General features: G+C 37.1%; 15 protein-coding genes. 6 read left to right on the top strand and 9 right to left on the bottom strand.

Features of this window, described 5'->3' with window-relative positions:
• Nucleotides 1-334 precede the first annotated feature (334 nt).
• From H6F62_RS01940 to H6F62_RS01955, 4 genes are all read left to right on the top strand, one after another.
• Complete coding sequence (locus tag H6F62_RS01940; RefSeq protein ID WP_137909666.1) at nucleotides 335-1,261, top strand: undecaprenyl-diphosphate phosphatase; 927 nt, start codon at nucleotides 335-337, stop codon at nucleotides 1,259-1,261.
• A gap of 152 nt (nucleotides 1,262-1,413) precedes the next feature.
• Complete coding sequence (locus H6F62_RS01945) at nucleotides 1,414-2,742, top strand: TIGR03279 family radical SAM protein (RefSeq protein WP_137909667.1); 1,329 nt, start codon at nucleotides 1,414-1,416, stop codon at nucleotides 2,740-2,742.
• A gap of 269 nt (nucleotides 2,743-3,011) precedes the next feature.
• Nucleotides 3,012-3,395: a hypothetical protein gene (locus tag H6F62_RS01950; protein ID WP_190371202.1), complete on the top strand. Its 384-nt coding sequence runs from the start codon at nucleotides 3,012-3,014 to the stop codon at nucleotides 3,393-3,395.
• Nucleotides 3,396-3,568: 173 nt separating this feature from the next.
• Entirely contained in the window at nucleotides 3,569-4,720 is a 1,152-nt protein-coding gene (locus H6F62_RS01955; RefSeq protein WP_190371203.1) for an LptF/LptG family permease, read from the top strand.
• Between the two features lie 240 nt (nucleotides 4,721-4,960).
• Here the strand turns inward: H6F62_RS01955 and H6F62_RS01960 are convergent, their stop codons facing one another.
• Entirely contained in the window at nucleotides 4,961-5,815 is an 855-nt protein-coding gene (locus H6F62_RS01960; protein WP_190371204.1) for a Uma2 family endonuclease, read from the bottom strand.
• A 402-nt stretch (nucleotides 5,816-6,217) separates the two neighbouring features.
• On the opposite strand from H6F62_RS01960, the gene H6F62_RS01965 reads away from it, so the two are divergent.
• A complete protein-coding gene (locus H6F62_RS01965) occupies nucleotides 6,218-7,663 on the top strand; it encodes an addiction module component (protein ID WP_190371205.1) in 1,446 nt (481 codons plus the stop codon).
• Nucleotides 7,664-7,703: 40 nt separating this feature from the next.
• On the opposite strand, the gene H6F62_RS01970 is transcribed toward H6F62_RS01965, so the two are convergent.
• From H6F62_RS01970 to dndC, 8 genes are all read right to left on the bottom strand, one after another.
• Nucleotides 7,704-8,462 (bottom strand): HEAT repeat domain-containing protein, encoded by a 759-nt coding sequence (locus H6F62_RS01970; protein ID WP_137907225.1) that lies wholly within the window; start codon nucleotides 8,460-8,462, stop codon nucleotides 7,704-7,706.
• A gap of 71 nt (nucleotides 8,463-8,533) precedes the next feature.
• A complete protein-coding gene (locus tag H6F62_RS01975) occupies nucleotides 8,534-9,019 on the bottom strand; it encodes a GNAT family N-acetyltransferase (protein ID WP_242025892.1) in 486 nt (161 codons plus the stop codon).
• Nucleotides 9,020-9,241: 222 nt separating this feature from the next.
• A complete protein-coding gene (locus H6F62_RS01980) occupies nucleotides 9,242-9,646 on the bottom strand; it encodes an ABC transporter permease (protein ID WP_190371206.1) in 405 nt (134 codons plus the stop codon).
• Complete coding sequence (locus tag H6F62_RS01985; protein WP_190371207.1) at nucleotides 9,631-10,917, bottom strand: AmpG family muropeptide MFS transporter; 1,287 nt, start codon at nucleotides 10,915-10,917, stop codon at nucleotides 9,631-9,633. Before H6F62_RS01985 ends, H6F62_RS01980 begins: the two co-directional genes overlap by 16 nt.
• Nucleotides 10,918-11,476: 559 nt before the next feature.
• Nucleotides 11,477-11,872, bottom strand: a complete 396-nt coding sequence (gene dndE, locus H6F62_RS01990; RefSeq protein WP_137907221.1) for a DNA sulfur modification protein DndE — start codon at nucleotides 11,870-11,872, stop codon at nucleotides 11,477-11,479.
• Between the two features lie 59 nt (nucleotides 11,873-11,931).
• Nucleotides 11,932-12,294, bottom strand: a complete 363-nt coding sequence (locus H6F62_RS01995; RefSeq protein WP_137907220.1) for a four helix bundle protein — start codon at nucleotides 12,292-12,294, stop codon at nucleotides 11,932-11,934.
• A 48-nt stretch (nucleotides 12,295-12,342) separates the two neighbouring features.
• The gene (gene dndD, locus H6F62_RS02000) at nucleotides 12,343-14,331 is read right to left on the bottom strand and encodes a DNA sulfur modification protein DndD (protein WP_137907219.1); all 1,989 of its coding nucleotides are present in this window, start codon (nucleotides 14,329-14,331) and stop codon (nucleotides 12,343-12,345) included.
• Nucleotides 14,332-14,627: 296 nt separating this feature from the next.
• Nucleotides 14,628-16,241 (bottom strand): DNA phosphorothioation system sulfurtransferase DndC, encoded by a 1,614-nt coding sequence (dndC, locus tag H6F62_RS02005; protein ID WP_190371208.1) that lies wholly within the window; start codon nucleotides 16,239-16,241, stop codon nucleotides 14,628-14,630.
• Nucleotides 16,242-16,425: 184 nt separating this feature from the next.
• Between dndC and H6F62_RS02010 the strand changes: the two genes are divergently transcribed.
• On the top strand, nucleotides 16,426-18,030 hold the full coding sequence (locus H6F62_RS02010; protein ID WP_190371209.1) for a DGQHR domain-containing protein: 1,605 nt from the start codon (nucleotides 16,426-16,428) through the stop codon (nucleotides 18,028-18,030).
• Nucleotides 18,031-18,032: the final 2 nt, after the last annotated feature.

The raw sequence follows: 18,032 nt of genomic DNA on the forward strand, positions 1-18,032 counted from the left end.
GGTAATTTCAGCCGGAGGGCTTGACAGTGTTTTGAGTTTCGGGTATGATGATGTTATTGGTGGAAAATAGTGCGTCCATATATATAGAGTTTTGAATTACTAAGATTATTATTTCCAAAATAAATCTCCGCAACTCTGAATTTGTTTTATGAAAATTATTTAATAATAATGATGCGTTACTTTGGGTATTTAAACATGGGGATTTATGATCTTGGGTTTTCTGCTGTTAACTCAATCTACCTTTCTGATCAGATTTTGTCTAACAAGACTGACCACAACCAAGTAAAGTTGGATAGTTTGCTAGAATTACGCATTGATTTTAGGAGTCTGGTTAATGACAACAATCTTAGAAACAAGTAGTATAAATATAATTTTGCTACAAATATCACAAATAACATCACCTAGTGAAGCAGTCAGTAGTCAAGTTGATTTAGTTCAAGGAATCATACAGGCATTTATTCTAGGTATTGTCCAGGGAATTACAGAGTTTTTACCAATTAGTAGTACAGCACATTTAATAATTTTTACAAAAGTATTTGGTTGGAAAGAACTTGGTGATAAAGATTTTGTTGATGCTATTCAATTTGGTAGTGTAATTGCCATTTTATGGTATTTTTGGTCTGTGATTTCTAGTTTAGTTAAAGGTGCAATTAAAGCTTTTAAAAATAAAGACTGGGAAAGGGAAGATTGGAAAATTGTTGTGGGAATTGCTGCGGGGACAATTCCAGCTTTAACAATTGGTTTTGTTTTCAAAGATGTAATTCCAGAAAGTTCCTTAATTATTGCGATCATGTCAATTATTATGGCATTTTTACTGGGTTTAGCCGAAAAAATTGGGACTCGGAAACGGGGTTTTGATGCTTTGGAGATTCGAGATGGTATTTTGGTAGGGTTGGGACAAACTTTAGCTTTAGTTCCGGGAGTTTCCCGTTCTGGTTCAACCTTAACCACAAGCTTATTTTTAGGGTTAAAAAGGGAAGCAGCAGCGAAATTTTCATTTTTATTAGGATTTCCAACTTTGACAATTGCGACTTTGTACAAAAGTTTGAAAATCTTCAAAATGTTCCAAGCTCATGAGTTACCAGATAATATTGTGATTTTCTTAATTATTGGTATCATTTCTACCTTTATTTTCTCTTATTTATCAATTGCCTTTTTAATCAAATACTTACAAACTAAAAATACCTTGGTTTTTGTTTGGTATAGATTGGCTTTTGGTATTTCCATCTTATTAGCTATTGCCGCAGGTTGGCCGGGATAACTCTGTTAGAATATTTACGGTAGTTGGGAATTGGGTATTAAATTTTAGATTTTACTTGTCTTAAATTAATTCCTACTCCCCTACTATTAGAATAATATAGATTTAGTCAATTGACAACTGACAACTGACCACTGACCACTGACCACTGACTCATGACTACTATTCAACCTGCTAAAATTACTAAGGTGCTTCCTGACTCAATTGCTGACGAAATTGGCTTTGAGGTTGGTGATATGATTGTTAGTATTAATGGCATAAAACCCCGTGATTTAATTGATTATCAGTTTTTATGTGCTGAGGAAATTCTAGAATTAGAAGTTTTAGATACGACAGGGAAAACCCATCATGTAGAAATTGAAAAAGATTATGATGATGATTTAGGTGTAGAATTTGCCACAGCTTTATTTGATAGTTTAATTCAGTGTAATAACCGTTGTCCTTTTTGCTTTATTGATCAACAACCACCGGGTAAACGCACCAGCTTGTATTTAAAAGATGATGATTATAGATTAAGCTTTCTCTATGGTTCTTATCTGACTTTAACGAATTTAACCGCTAAAGAATGGCAAAGAATTGAACAAATGCGATTATCACCTCTATATGTTTCTGTACATTCCACAGAACCAGAGGTAAGAATTAAACTTTTAAAAAATCACCGCGCTGGTGAAATATTATCACAAATTCGCTGGTTTCAAGAACGAAGATTACAAATTCATGCCCAAGTCGTTGTTTGTCCGGGTATAAATGACAGTGAACATCTCGAAAGGACATTAAAAGACCTCACATCTTTTTATACTGGAGAATTACCAACAGTAGCATCAGTAGCAGTTGTTCCCGTGGGTTTAACGCGGTTTCGTCCCCAAGAAGATGAATTAATCCCTGTAACGCGGGAAAAAGCGAGGGAGGTAATTTGTCAAGTTAAATTACTAGCTGCGGAATTTCGCCAAAAATATGCTTCTAGTGTGGTATGGTTAGCTGATGAATGGTTTTTAATTGCGGGGGAAGAATTACCTACGGAAGCTGAATATGAAGAGTACCCCCAAATTGATAATGGTGTGGGTTCAATTCGCTTATTTATTAAACAATTTACCCAAACTGCAAAAATACTATTACCACCGAAAATTACACACCGACGTAGATTAACTTGGGTCGTCGGTAATGCGGTGGAAACAGCATTTAAACCACTATTACAGCAATTAAACACTGTGGAGGGTTTAGAGGTAAATATGCAAGCTTTGTGTAGTGATTATTGGGGTCAAAGTATCAGTGTGACTGGTTTATTAACAGGACATGATTTACTTTTAAACCTCAAAGGACAAGATTTAGGAGAGGGAATTTTATTACCTAGTGTTATGCTTAAACACGGGGAACTAGTATTTCTAGATGATATGACGGTTGAAGAAGTATCTCAACAATTAAATGTCAGCATTTTCCCTGTGTCAGGAGTGGAGGAATTAATTAAAACTTGTATTCGTCGGTAATAAATTTGGACTTTTCAATAAAATTAATATCTGTATTTTGTGAATATCAGTAACTACTGTAGTTTGCAGGTCATTTTTGAATGAAACTTGTGCAAAACGGGTATCTTATCTGTCTAAATTGTCTAAAACGAATGCACAAATACCGACAACGTTATTTATTTTCCCATAAGTTAATCATAAAATAAACAAAAGATAGTTATTACTTACACAGGAGTTGAGATTTCTAGATTTACAATGAAATAAGTAAATCTAGGTGTAATAACTACTTTATGTTAAGAATCTTTTCAACCCACAGGCTTTTTGCATTTCTACTCACTGGTTTAATGATTACCTCCTGTGGTGGAGGTACATCAAGTAATACTTCTAGTGGAGGTGGAGGTACTAATAGTGGAGGTACTAATAGTGGAGGTACTAATAGTGGAGGTGGAGGTACTACCCCTCAAACTTTGACTGTTAGTGTTCCCTCATTAAATTATACACAAACCATTACTAAGAGTACAACCATTAATGATATTACAGCCGCAAGGAGGGATTTAGCTACGCAGTGTACTTCCCTAGCAATAAATTTAAACCCTTTTGGTTCTGTGGTTCAAGTTTGCAATGCAGAGGTTGAAGCAGCATATAATCAAGCAGTTGCTTTTATCAGGAATTAAAGTCGTAGGTTGGGTAGAGTGACAGCGAAACCCAACATTTCTAAAAATAACTTCAACCAAGTTTGCGAAAAACAAAAATAAGATTAATAAGCGCACCACAAAATTTTTATCACTAATATCTGTATATCAAAATATCGTCAACTGCTGTAACTACATAACCTGCAAAATGATAAATGAAAAAAATAAATATTTTTCCTGACATATCATTACTAGATCACTATTTAATCTCAGAAATTATCCCAATTTTACTATTTACCATCGTTATTGTTACTGTTGTTGCGGAATCAATTGGTATATCATTCGAGCAATGTAGTTTTCTCCTGACGGAACAAATATCTTTGGGTACTTTAATATATTTACACATTCTTAAACTACCTGAATTTATTGTTTTTGCTGTACCAATTGCTATTTTAATGACCACAATATTCGTTTATGATAAATTATCAAGTACCAGGGAAATTATTGCTTTACAAAGTTGTGGAATAAGTTTATATAAGTTAATATATCCAGCTATTAATCTCAGTCTTATTCTCTCATTAATCCTATTTATTGTTAATGAATTTATTGTTCCTGTCTCTAACTATCAAGCTGCTATTACTTTAGAAAAAGCGATGAATATAAATAGATGGGATATTAAAAATAATGACATTGTTTATAAGGAATTAGCTAACAGGAATCATGAACAAATATCAGATGAAGATAATTATCTTAAATACTTCTTTTACGCGGAAAGATTTAGCAATGGAAAAATGAAAGAAGTTACCTTATTAATTAGAGATACCCAAGGATTAAAGGTAATTATAAAATCTAAATTTGCTGAATGGAATCAAAGAGAAAAATATTGGTATTTCTATGACGGTATCAAGAGTATAATTAATCCAGATGGTTCTTATGGTCAGGGAATTAAATTTGATAAAATTCCTCTTGATCTTTCTCATATATCTTCACAATTTCAACTCGATAGGGAAAAATTAGATGACAGAGAAATGAATATATTACAAATTTATCAACGATTGTTAGTTGCGAAAAAAGCCGGGGATATTCCGAATATAATCAAATTACAAGTTAATTTTCAAAAAAGATTTACCCTACCATCTTCCTGTGCTGTATTGGCTTTCTTGGGTGCAGGTATAGGAATTAATTTACAACCAAGAATTAAATATAATAGTTTGACAATTACTTTAGTAATTGTCTGGTTAATAAAAATATTTGAGGCGATTATTCATGCTTTGATTATATCAGAAAATATCTCAATTTATGTAATGTGGCTACCAAATATTTTGGCTACAGTTTTTGGCTTCTATATATTAATTAAAAAAATTTAGGTAATGGGTAATGGGTAATGGGTAATGGGTAATTGGTAATTGGTGATAAAATCCCGTTTTCATCCTGTTTATCCTTTAATCCTGGACATCCTGATTCTGACGTTGTGCCTAACTAAATAGGTGAACGGAAAAAAACCAACATAAGTAACGAAAAGTAAAGTTGCCGGAAACCTCTTTTCTGTTCCCAGTTAAGAGTTCCCTGTTCCCTTGTCATAACAACAATTTCTAACGCCAACCTACTTAGCAACTTACGTTATTAGGATCAATCCCCTGAGATCGCAAATAAGCTATTAGCCGTTCTTTTTCCTGACGTTCTTGTTCAGCCCGTTGGTGTTCCTGTTCAGCCCGTTGACGTTCCTGTTCAGCCCGTTGGTGTTCCTGTTCAGCCCGTTGGTGTTCCTGTTCAGCCCGTTGACGTTCCTGTTCAGCCCGTTGACGTTCCTGTTGAATCAATTCTACAGCCCAAGGTAACAAATTACCTGTTTTATCCCACCATCGCAACCAATAGCCAGTACGACCTTCCTTTGCACCTCTCCATGTTCCTAAAAATAGTCCCATGGTATCAACCCAATGACGACCATTCTCATCTGGTTGCTTTAATTCATAACGTCCATTTTCCAATTGATAATATTCTAATAATCCCCCCTCTGGCTCAAAAATTATATAAGTGGTGATTTGTAAAATTTGTTCATAAAAAAACCATTTTCCCGGTGGATAGATACGTTTAACTGAATATTCCCCACCGTCTTGATCTGATAAAAACTCTATTACTATTGTCGGTATATCCCCTTCTAAGTTGGGTGTATAACTTTTCCTTTCTGGTAATATCTCTTTCACTGAAGGTATGTATACCCAATCTGGTGCTTTAGCCACAAATTGCCCATTTAATGTGGCACATAGCCCAAAATTGGCGGCAATTAACATCTGTGGTTGTATAAATCCACTGATTTCTAAACTTTCACGCAAAGCCCCCGCTAAAAGTGGTTGTCCTGTATTTTCCACTGGTTCGTCCTCTAACTGAAAATCATCGGGTAAGGCTTCCCAGGAGATTACCAGTCCAGTCTGTGATTTAATTTCACTGAGTAGGGTTGCCATAAGCGCCACCTTTTATTGATTTATTCTGATTTTATCAGATGATATGACTCTTTAAGAAGAATATTGATTAATTAAATATCTGTTGAATGCCAGTATTTTCCCTGTAGCGGGAGTAGAGGAATTAATCAAGACTTATTATATTCAACTATTCAATAGATGATTCATGGTCTGGTCATTTAATCTCAGAATAACGTAGTATAATTGGGTTAATCGCATTTAAACGCAAGATAAAATACCTAACCCCAGAACAAGTTTATAAACAATTCAGCTATCACTCCAAGACAATCGCTTGTGGGGGCTGACAAGGAAAAAATAGCCGAAAAACAAAATATTTATGAGCCAAATAGTAGCCAATGTGATTCAATAGAAGTATAATAACAAGAGACGTACTGAGTCTAGACCATGAAACTCAAAGTTAAAAATCAGTTAACCGTTACCAGAATCGCTATTTTAGGGACTAAAAAACTAAATACGTGGAAATCTAACGAACTTGATTTAATTGCTTTGCGTTTAGGACAACTACGCTCTGACTTGTGGAATGAGTTCGGCTCGTTAAAGGCTTGGGGTATTTCTAAATTTGAAATAGACAAACAGCTACGCACGTCGAAAGACAAGTACCAATTACCTGCTAAATTATGGGATTCAACCCTTTATGATGTAATTGATGATATCCATTTGGTTCAGGCTGCTTGTGTTGAAAAAGTGATGAAATCCCTAGGTCAATCATTCCAATCCTTCCAGTCTAAAAAAGGGGTTTTACAACTTACATTAGAAAGTCGTGAATGGTTGGATCATCCCAAACTTTGCACCTTAGTGAGAAAGTTTTGGTATCGAGGTCATACGAAAGTTGGCAACCAAATTATTCTTAGGGCTTTTGATACTAAATTAGATAATAAAGGCGTGGTGTGGCTGCGTTTTGGCGGACTCACAAAGGGTAAAAATCTGAAGTTGCCAACGACTTTACCGACAGAAGTAAAATGTCAGTTAAGGTTAATCAAGCGCAATGGTAGATGGGAAATACATTACACAACCGATATTCAAAAAGCCGAAAAAAAGACCGAAGGTAAAATAATTGGCTGTGACAGAGGTTATACAGAAGTTTATGCTACATCATCTAACGATGGTGCTAGATTTTTGGGTAATAATTTCGGTAAAATCCAAACAGAAGAAACTGATTACAGAACAGCGAAACAAGTTAAACGCAACAAAATCAAATCAGTTTTTGACAAGTCTATTGCCAAAGGGAATAGTGCCAAAGCCGATAGAATCAAACGGAATAACCTCGGTAAAATCAAGTGGAACAACCGAGAAACATCATTTAAAGGTAGGATTCAAACAATAGTTTTTACAGCTACATATCACTTGATGACTGATGCAATCAAGGTAGCTTTTGAAGATCTGACGGAAGCAATAAAAAGCAAAAAGCCCTTGCGAAAACGCATGAAGAGAAATGTTTCTTCATGGTGCAAGGGGGTAGTTGCGGATGCTCTCAAACAAGTTTCAACCCGCACAGGTTGTGCCGTTGTTAGTGTTAATAGTGCATATACGTCACAACTTGACTCCAGATTTGCTACCTTAACAGGCAGTAGAAATGGTGACAAGTTTACCGGACACGATGGGGTCGTAATGCACTCAGATACTAATGCTGCTGACAATATTCTAGCAAGAATGAGTGATGTTGAAATCACTCGATACATGAAACATTCCGATGTGAAGAAAATCTTGTTAGAAAGAAGTCAGAAGTTTCGGGATTCCTTGATGGAGACCGAAGCGATAACGGGCCAGGATAAGCCCCAGACTCTAGAACCTGAAGTCAGGTCAATCAGAGAGCGAATTATCAGCAATTGACACTGTTTGACCAAGGTTTAACTACGTTAGTTGTGTATCTCTAAAACCATCCTTCTTGTTCCAGGGTTTCAATTAATTGTAAACCGCGAGGATCTCCTACTCCCAGAAGCGCGGCTTTAGTGTCTTCTCTGACTCCTAAGTCTTTGTCTTCAGCAAAAGCTTGAATTAGCGCGTCTATTGCTGTAGCATAGACGACATTGGAAGGTAGTTCTTTACAAAGCTGGCCGATTGTCCAAGCGGAGTTACTACGCACAGCGGCTACAGGGTCTTTAACCAAGGCTTCAATCAGGGCAGGAATAGCACCTACAATGGCTTCATAACCTACTTCTGTCATCTGTGCTAGGGCGCTGGCAGACCAGAGACGAACTGCGGAAATATCGGTTCTGAGGGCATCTGTGAGGGGTGCTAAGGAACGAAAATCACGACAGTTTCCTAAAGCCCATACTACTCCTTTGCGAACATAACCATTCCCATCGCGGTTGAGTTGAGTAATTAATGGTGCTACGGCTTCCGAGGACGGGTTGCGGCCGATACCATAAGCGGCGCTGACTCGCACCAGGGGACAGTTATCTGTTAATAGGTGGATGAGATGGGGTGTTGCTCGTTGATCCTGAAGATCGCAAAAAGCACGCGCTGCTAACATCCGCTGTTGGGGCTGGGGATTTTTCAGGAGTACCAGCATTAATTCTACATCAGGTTTTTCTACTTCTGATTCATCAGTAAGTGGTTCTATTTGGTCTAGGGGGGTAATAAGCTCCCCTTCGGTATCAAGTAGGCTTAGTTCGTATTCGTCGTACATAATGATTCCACTGTAACCCCTATTCCTGGATGGCGGTAATTCATGAATTACTAATTGTCAATTGTCAATTGTCAATTCTCACGCGACTGAAGTGATTTTACCATCCAGAGGGATTGTTCTTGATAACCGAGTTGATGATAAAGATCTAATGCGGGTGTGTTTGTTTGAAATACTTGTAGTCCGATTTGTCTGTATCCCCTTTGTTTAGCCCAATTTTCTATATAATTCATTAATGCTTTGCCAATACCTCTATGGCGATATTCTGGCATCACATAGAGAAGAAAAATATGAGGATGGCGATCGCCGCTGACCTGATCTATAGCATTTCCCACCCAAAGACAGCCTATGGGTGATTGGTGCTGATTTTTTGTTTCCTGTTCATCATATACCCACCATAAAGGGGTATCACGGGACAAATATTGTTCAACGGTACGGGTTAGGTGAGAAAAGTTTTGATTGGGGAATTGTTCTTGGTAAGTCCGCTCCATGAATTTTACCAAGAGGGCTTGATCTACGGTAGAACCTTGCTCAATAGCATAGCCTGGGAGTAAATTCAAAATGGACTGATTCCCCAATTACTTAATTATGATCCCAATAGGTGCGGGGGCAGCCATGTCCGATGGTAAAAAGATCCTGGCGCTGACTGCGACCAAAGCAAAGGTAAAAATCAAGACTGCAATCAAAGGGGCGATATATTGACGTAAAAAGGCCATGGTGTTCGTGTGAATAAATAGGGACTATCTTGATTTTAGCAATTATTCCAATTTGGTAAAGGCTGGCTACGATTCCTGATTTTGGTCTAATTCATCTAAGACCTTTTCACAATACCAATTTTCTGGCATTTCCGGAGCGTTTTCCTTGGCTTGTTGAATGAGTCTTTCCGCAGCAGCCACATCTCCAGATAATCTAGCAATTAGGCGATTTTTTAAGTAATTGCTAGTAAATTCTTCCTCTGGTTGCTTGAGTATGGTGGGAGTAACTGTTTTCTGGGGTTCTCTCCGTAATTGCCAAAATAAGACGTAATAGAGTGTACCAAAAATCAGAATCAGACTAATTGTTCCTAGTAGTGTGAGGAAATTAAAAGCCAGATTTTGCAGAACTAATTGTGAGATGACATAGCCCAGTAATAAACCTGTGACTATGAGAACGAATGTACCAGCAATAATAACTACTTGGGGTTCCATATATCTTCTTCTTCTAGTCCTGGTCTGTTAATTGCTAACGGTTTGGGATTCCAAGGGGCAAACAATGGTAATAGTAGAAGTCCCGGTACAGCAGCAAAGATACTAATTACAAAAAATAACGGCCATCCTGTACTTTTGGCTAAAGAACCGGCTGGCGCAACTAGAATATCACGACTTACGGCCATAAAACTAGAAAGTAAAGCATATTGTGTGGCAGAATACCGTTGATTACACATACTCATCAAAAAGGCCACAAAGGCCGCTGTTCCTAATCCAGCACAAAAGTTTTCTATATTAATTGTCAGGAGGAGAAACTGATAATTTTTACCAACTTGTGCCAGAATTAGATAGGCTAGGTTGCTGACTGCTTGTAAAGCACCAAATACCCAAAGTGAGCGATTTAATCCAATTTTACTCAAAAACGCGCCCCCTGCCAATGTACCAACTATTGTGGCTATTAATCCCATACCGCCTTGAATTGCGCCAATGTCGGTTTGTGTGAAGCCCGTTTGCAGTAAAAACGGTGTGGACATATTATTGACAAAGGAATCACCGAGTTTATAAAGGACAATAAATAGCAGAGTAAGTATAGCTTGAACCAATCCTTGACGCTGGATAAATTCCCCAAAGGGCAGAATTACAGCCTCGGTTAAAGATGCTGGGGGATTGATTTCTTTCGGTTCTGGTGCAAACAAAGTGGCAATAATCCCTAGTCCCATGCCTACGGACATGAATAAGTATACTGATGACCAAGCTATTCTATCAGCAAGAATCAGGGCTAAAGAGCCTGTGAGTAGTAAAGCAATGCGATAACCTAGTACAAATACTGCTGCACCTGCGCCCATTTCCAGCGGTTCGAGAATATCCGTACGGTAAGCATCAGCAGCGATGTCTTGGGTGGCACTCAGGAAGGCAATGACGACAGCGTTAATAGCTAGGAATTGCAGGGCTTGTTTGGGTTGCTGTAGGGACATGGCCGCGATCGCTATTAATAACCCAATTTGAATTACAATTAGCCAACCCCGTCTTCTGCCTAAAAATGGTAATGTAAACCAGTCTAACACCGGTGACCAGAGAAATTTTAAGGAATATGGCACACCTACCAGGCTAAATAAGCCGATAGCGGTTAAATCTACCTTCTCAACGGTCATCCATGCTTGTAAGGTCTTGCTGGTCAAAAACAAGGGCAACCCGGATGAAAATCCGAGTAGGATCAAGGCCGCCATTTTTGGGCTACCGAAAACTCGCAGTAGGGACTTGACTGGATTCATCTAAACCTCCTCCAGGAGACCCCCACCAAAACTGTACTCAGTTTGGTGATGGGAGGAATGGAGGGTTAATTGTGAAACTTCCCTTGAGTAATTTTGTGTGCCAGCACAAACAATGAGAGGGACAGTTGAGCAATTAACAAATCTTTTATACTGCATACAAATAACCATCCTTTGCGTGAATGCGTTTACAAAACTTATGTGATATTCCTTATGAATTGGGTTTAATGGCGTGAAGTTGGTATCTAAAACAAATACTTTGGACATATTGTCCCTCCTTGCGGGTAATGTTAGCCTAGACAAAGATTTAAAGGCTTTTTACGCAACAGCACTGGATTAACCCAATAAGCCTGTTTAACTGTTAACCTCACCAGCTACAAACTGGCTGCGTATTTGTAGGTGAGATGACCTGAAAATCGTAGTGATTTAACACTTAGTCGGGTAAACTCTGGGCTTTTAAAGCTCCCACTTACCCTCAGGGAAATGGTGGGTAATTTACTTTTCCTCGTCACTTAGGATATTTGCAGTTATCGGCCATTGGGGTGGCACAAAGATCGCAAAATCAGGATCTTACTTTCTTTGTGGACAGTTCAATTAGATCTTCAATTTTCTTAATATTCTGATCTCCTGCTAGGTAGCCAATACCTCTATGTAAGTGTAAGCGAAATTGGGTAATTAGGGTCTCTCTATCTGTATCTAAACCGTCATTGTAACAGCGTTGTTTGAGAGCCAACAGTAAAATATCCGCTATTTCTCCCCCAAAAACCCGCCATGTCATCTCCACGTTGCTATCTTGGGGAATAGGTACAGGTGACGGTGCTGCGGGTTCTGCAAGAGAACGACAAAAAGCCCACCGACATAATATGTTCCATTGTTCGATTTTGGTGCTGCGTTTGAGTTTGAGTAGTTGTTCTTTGGCTGTTTGGGAAAGTTTGATTCTTTCTATTGGTGATTCCATGATTTTGGTAATTGGTAATTGGTAATTGGTAATTGGTAATTGGTAATTGGAAAAATCTATTAGTCATTACCAATCGAATTTAAATAAGCATTTAACTTTGCGGGAAGTTCATGAATTATCGGTTTGAGAATATTTACTTGTTCAACTGTTAATAAATTACGGGCATAAGCAAGCCGCAACCAATGAATTGTTTCATTAAGAGAACCTCTAGCTATTTTAATAAAGCGTTTATTGTCTTGAAAGTTATAACGTCCTCTACCCTCTGCTATATTTGCTCCAATGCTATCTGCTGAATGCACAATCTGCTTACCAATTGTATCTTTACTAAAATTATCCCATCCCATAACCACTTTCCAAATTTCATTTGCTAATTTTTCCGATAATTTATACACTTGTAACTCTTCAAAATCTGGTCTACCCATTACCCATTACCCATTACCCATGACCCATTACCCATTACCCATTACCCATTACCAAAAATAACCAGGTTTGATTGTGGTTTCTCGTTTGCTGGAGTTGTATTGGAGTAGGTATTCACGGGCTATGGCTTCGGTTTCTTGCAGGTTTTGATATTCTTTTTTCGCAATTTCGGTGTCGGTGGAAAGGAGAATTACTTGATGGCTGGCTGAGGGAAAATATCTTTCTACTAAGTTGTTACGGTGAGAGGAGTCTAGTCTTCCTAAGGGGGTGTCTATGGCTATGGGTAAACGTCTTCCTGATACTTTAGCTAATCCCCACAAAAATGCGATCGCTAATAGTTGTTTTTCTCCTGCTGAAAGCCGATGTTTGGGAACCGGTTTTCCATTTAAATCATATAATGATAAGCCGAAGGTTTTACTGTCTATGGCTATGCGATGTACTAGGTCTGATTTATGTAATAAATATAGAAAGCAGTTTTTTACTTCTTCTTCTAATTTATTCAATTTTCTCAGGGTTAATCTTTCTCGAAATATTTTTAATGTTTGTTGCACTTTTCCGGCAGAATTAATAATATGTTCACTATTTTGATATTTGAGATTTTCTACTGTATATTCATTTAATTCTTGTCTCAGTTTTTTGGTTTCTGCTTCTAATTCTATCAGTTTTTGATTCATCATTTCTGCTTGATATCTAATTTGATTAAATCCAGTTTGTGCCTGTTTAACTGCTTTTTGTAATTTCATATATTCCTCTGGTGCGGCCGCTGTTTGTACTTGTCTTTCTAGGGTGAGTATTTCTTCTTCATAATTAGTTAATTCATCTAATTGTTTTTGGGCTGTATTTTGACCAATTTGCAACCGATAGGTTATATTGTCAACTAAACTTAAACTTTCTTCATCTGCATTTAACCAGGTATTTTCTATGGATAAGTTATTGCTATATAAGTTATTGATATCTTCAGCTAAAAAAGATTGAATATTACTAATATTAGTATTCTCTATATTTAATTGTCTTAGCCAATTAATTAATCTTTCATCTCTCGCAATTAAGACATCTTTAGCTAATTGAATTTGTTGAGTTTTCAGTTCTTTTTCTCCCTGTCTTTGAATTTGAGATAATAAAGGACTAATTAACGCTAAAGGTAAAACATCACCTGCTAATTCACATAAGGACTCACGGACGTTATTAGCAAGTTTGATTTTCTCTTCTCTTTGTTTTTCTAATTGACTACGTTCAGCAGCAATTTTACCACCTTCATTCACAAATTTATCTAAGGCTTCTTCCTGAATTTTTTCTAATTCTGCAACTTTCATATTAACAGTTGCTAGTCTTTGCCGATTATTTTCATATTCTTGCTGTTTTTCATGCAGTTTAGTTTCAATTTCTTCTAATTTACCTAAATCTTTATTGTCTGCAAATTCTCGTTTTTTGCGATTCACTAAAATCTCTAAATCAATTGCTAATTTATCTGCTAATTCTAAACCCAAAAGTCCATTAATTGCGTCAACAACTATGGGTGGTGGTATTTCCTGTTCTGCAAGTTCTTTAACTTGTTCACCGTCAAAGAGAAATAAATTGGAAATACCTAAAGGTAAGATATTTTCTATATATTCATCCCAAATATTTGCTAATGAATCAATTGGCCAAGTTTCATCATCACCTAAAATCCCTAAATGGTCTTTACCGTCTTTAGGATTTTTTTCCCAAGTCCGCACAACGCGATATTGTATGGGTCTATCTTCTTCGATATGTTCAAAAACCAATTCAATTCTGGTTTTTTCTGTGGGGTTAGCTTTACTGTTGACACATTGGGTTAAAAAATCACTATAACTCAGATTTCCTCTAGTTGAACATTGGGCGCGTTGTCCATATAATGCGAGACGAATGGCATCTATCAACGTAGTTTTTCCGCCACCATTCATTCCCCCTAAAAGGATAATTGGGCGGGCGTTATCTTCATCAATTTGGGGGTTGAGGTTGATGATTTGTTTACCAGCATAAGGACCAAAGTTTTGCAGAACTAATTCTAGGAAGATCATGGTTTTTTGTTGTTTTTTTGTGTTTTTTTTAACGAACCACTCCAGGCGCACAGAACGCAGAGGAAGAAAGAAAAGAGATGTTTATCTCGTTCCCTGGCTCTGACAGGAAATGCTTTCAAGAGGCTCTGCCTCTGTTATAATTAGTTGAGATACAATCTCAAAATTGGCTTTCCTAGCTAGGGGACAGGAAGGAGGAATATAGATTAAATGAACCACGAAGGAACGAAGAACACGAAGGAAGAAGGAAGAAGGAAGAAGGAAGAAGATAATTAATCTTTTAGTGGGAAGGGAGTATTTTATTCATCTGGGTTATTCTGTGCATATTTGAAGTTAGCCCAAGTTTGTGGTTTACTCTCTTCTTTATCCGGGCTATCTCCTAATGTTAATTGTTTGACTTTTTCTCGCACTGTAGCAACATCACCTTCTAATGCTGCTTGTCGTAAATCTCTTTTTAAATGGGCATTTCTAATGGCTACTTCTGGAGAACGGGAACTTGTATCAAAGCATTTTTCTAGGCTTTCGTAAATACCCACACGGCGAGTTTTTTTCTTAAATTGTCTTTCTGTATCTAATAGTCTGGCCATTAATTCTAAGTGCATTCCGTCACCGTCACAAATTTCTTCTAATACTCCCCATTCATCACTACCAAGTATACTTTGATCTGCACCAGGACGGGGATCTTTAAATACTTCTCCTGTCACTTCTTCATATATTCGGGGAACACTATCATCAAATTCGTGTTTTTCTTCTAACCAGATTCGGCGAATTTCACTTAATTCTGCTTGAGAAATCAGGGTAATATCCCGCATATTTTCCGGCGCGTTTTGACGCATTTCTTTTTGCGCTGTTAATAATTTTCTTAACCAATATTCTCGCCAATATTTTGTATATGGTCCAGGTATAGGTTCAATAGACGTTTCCCCCTCTATATTACGTTCAAATAATTGAACTTCTCCCCAGATACGGCGAAAATCTCTTTTTTCGCGGTCACGGTCAACATCTAATTCTCGACGAAAATCAACTAATGGTTGCAACCATTCTTTCTCTTCATCATTTTGAATCATTGCTTGCATAGATTTATCACTATTGACTAATGTGCAAACCCAGCAACCAAAGCGAGAACTACCACAACTAGGAGTAGAAGTATCAACAACTAAAGGACATTCATTATCTGCTGTTGCGCCTCTATACATAGAAAATAAATCTTTATTGCTATATCCCCAAGGGTTTGAAAACTGCATTAAATATAGCCAAACTTCATCAGTTCGCCAATCTTCAATTGGTGTATAAAGTAGAGAATTTATTAAGTTAGGATGAGGACACAGGCGTTCTCTAACTCGACTTGCTTCACGTTTTATCATTATCAAACCGCGAGTTATGCTTTCGGTTTTACGAGTGCCTAAAATAACAATTGTTTCACCACTAGCCCTCACAACATCACGAATAAAAAGATTAGAAGGTTCAATTTTTAATCGTCCAGTACACCAGCGAAATTTATTACGCGGTGCTGGGTAGCCTTTACCAATTAAACCTGCCCAATATGTTTGTTTAGTTTCTGGTTGCAGCAAATGAGGTTGTATTGGCATTTTTTGCCCTTGAGCAGCAACTTCCATTTGTTTTAATGAGCCTTTTACCCAAGCAGAAACATAGGGATTTTCTACTCCTGTATCTGTCGTAATTACATGAATTGGTTTAGTTCTTTTTTCCGGTGGGAGTCCAGAAATTGCATTCCAAATAAGCTGTAAAGTAGCAGTGCTGTCTTTTCCACCGGAATAGCCTACCACCCAAGGTATTTGGTCTAAACAATACAATTCTTGAATTTCTGTAGTCAAAGCTTGGATATACTCCACTAACTCCGGTACAGTACGATTTTGCTGATTTTTATTTTCTGGCTGTTGTGAATAAGTCATTTTTCCCCTACTTGTAGATACATGAACCTAAAATCAATACTTCCCTATGGGACGATGGAATTATTTAGTATATAAATCAACCTAGCTATGAGTGCAACATAATATTTTTAAAAATAACATCATTAGTATCCATTTTTTTTGGATAATAAAGCAACAATTAGTCAATAAGTTTTTAAAAATTAATATGAATGATAGTACAAACACACTAAATAATCAACTCGCTAATGAGTATCTAGAACGGGAAAATAACGATAAACAGGTATTAGCTTTACTGCTAAACCGGTTTTTAGAGAAAAAAGACCAAATTCTTGTCCAAAAAACCGAAATGGGTGGTACAGAGGCTTATATAGGTTCTGTTACCTTGGAATGGTTCGCGGGACGGGTACATTTTGCGTCAGGTTTACCCCTCCTGCAAAAAAAGTACAACCCAGATACGGAAAATATCGAAATTGATGCTGATAGCATTGATGAAATTCAACAACGACCTGTTGATTGGTCGCGTCAAGCCCCGTTAGTACAGTATTTAGCAGCGAGAAAAAACCATAAATTTCCGGCTGTTTTGGTGGTAATTAATCAACCTTGGGTAGATAACCCCAAAGCAGTAGAATGGGATAGTCAAGGACGGGCTAAAAAAGCGACTACTGATTTTATACCCTTAGATAAAGATGGTAAAGTTGGTTTACTGAATATTTCTGAAGAGAATGTGACAATTTATGCTTTAGATGGTCAACATAGATTAATGGGTGTACAGGGTTTAATGGAATTAATTAAATCTGGTAAACTCCAACGTTATAAAAAAGATAAAACTGCTGATGAAAGTTTTATTACTTTATCTGATTTGATCGATAAATATCAAGTAGAACCTGCTTATTTACAAAGTTTATCTAAAGAGAAAATTGGTATTGAATTTATTTGTGCGGTGAATACTGGAGAAACTCATACAGAAGCAAAACGACGAATCAGATCAATTTTTGTTCATGTAAATTTGATGGCTGCACCTTTAAGTAAAGGTCAGTTAGCACAACTAAATGAAGATGATGGTTTTGCCATTGTAGCGCGAAAAATTGCCGTTACACATCCACTTTTAGAACAGAAGCCAAATCGCAATCCTCGTGTTAATTGGAATAGTGCCACTGTAGCCGCTAATTCTACGGTTTTAACCACTCTGCAAGCCCTACAAGATATGTCTGAAAGATATTTGGGGCAAAAGTTCCCTCACTGGAAACCTTTAGAAAAAGGGTTAATTCCCATGCGTCCAGAAAATGAAGAAATTCAGGAAGGAATTGCAGATTTTAGATTACTTTTTGATCATTTAGCTAATCTTCCCAGTTATAAAATATTAGAACATGAAGAAACAACAGTTTTACGTCGCTTCCATTTTGAAAAAGACGGGGGTGAGGGAAATATGCTATTTCGTCCAGTTTCTCAAATTGCTTTAGCGCAAGCTTTGGGAAATTTGGTATTTAAAAAAGGTTTTCCTTTGACGGATATTTTTAAGAAGTTAGAAAAATTTGACCGTCAAGGAGGTTTTAGTGGTATGGAATATCCTCAATCTTTATGGTATGGGGTTTTATATGATCCGAATAAAAAGCGGGTACAAGTAGTAGGAAAAGATTTAGCTGTGAAGTTATTGATTTACATTTTGGGGGGAATGACTGAAAAAATAGAAGTTACTGGTTTACGTAAGGCTTTAGCTAATGCTAGGACTATAGAAGAACAAACTATAGGTTTTGATGGTAAGTTTGTCAAACCACAAGATGTAGGACTACCAGTGATTTTATTATCATAGCT

Origin of the sequence: Anabaena sp. FACHB-1391 (genome assembly GCF_014696755.1) — a bacterium.
Taxonomy (GTDB): Bacteria; Cyanobacteriota; Cyanobacteriia; order Cyanobacteriales; family Nostocaceae; genus Dolichospermum; species Dolichospermum planctonicum.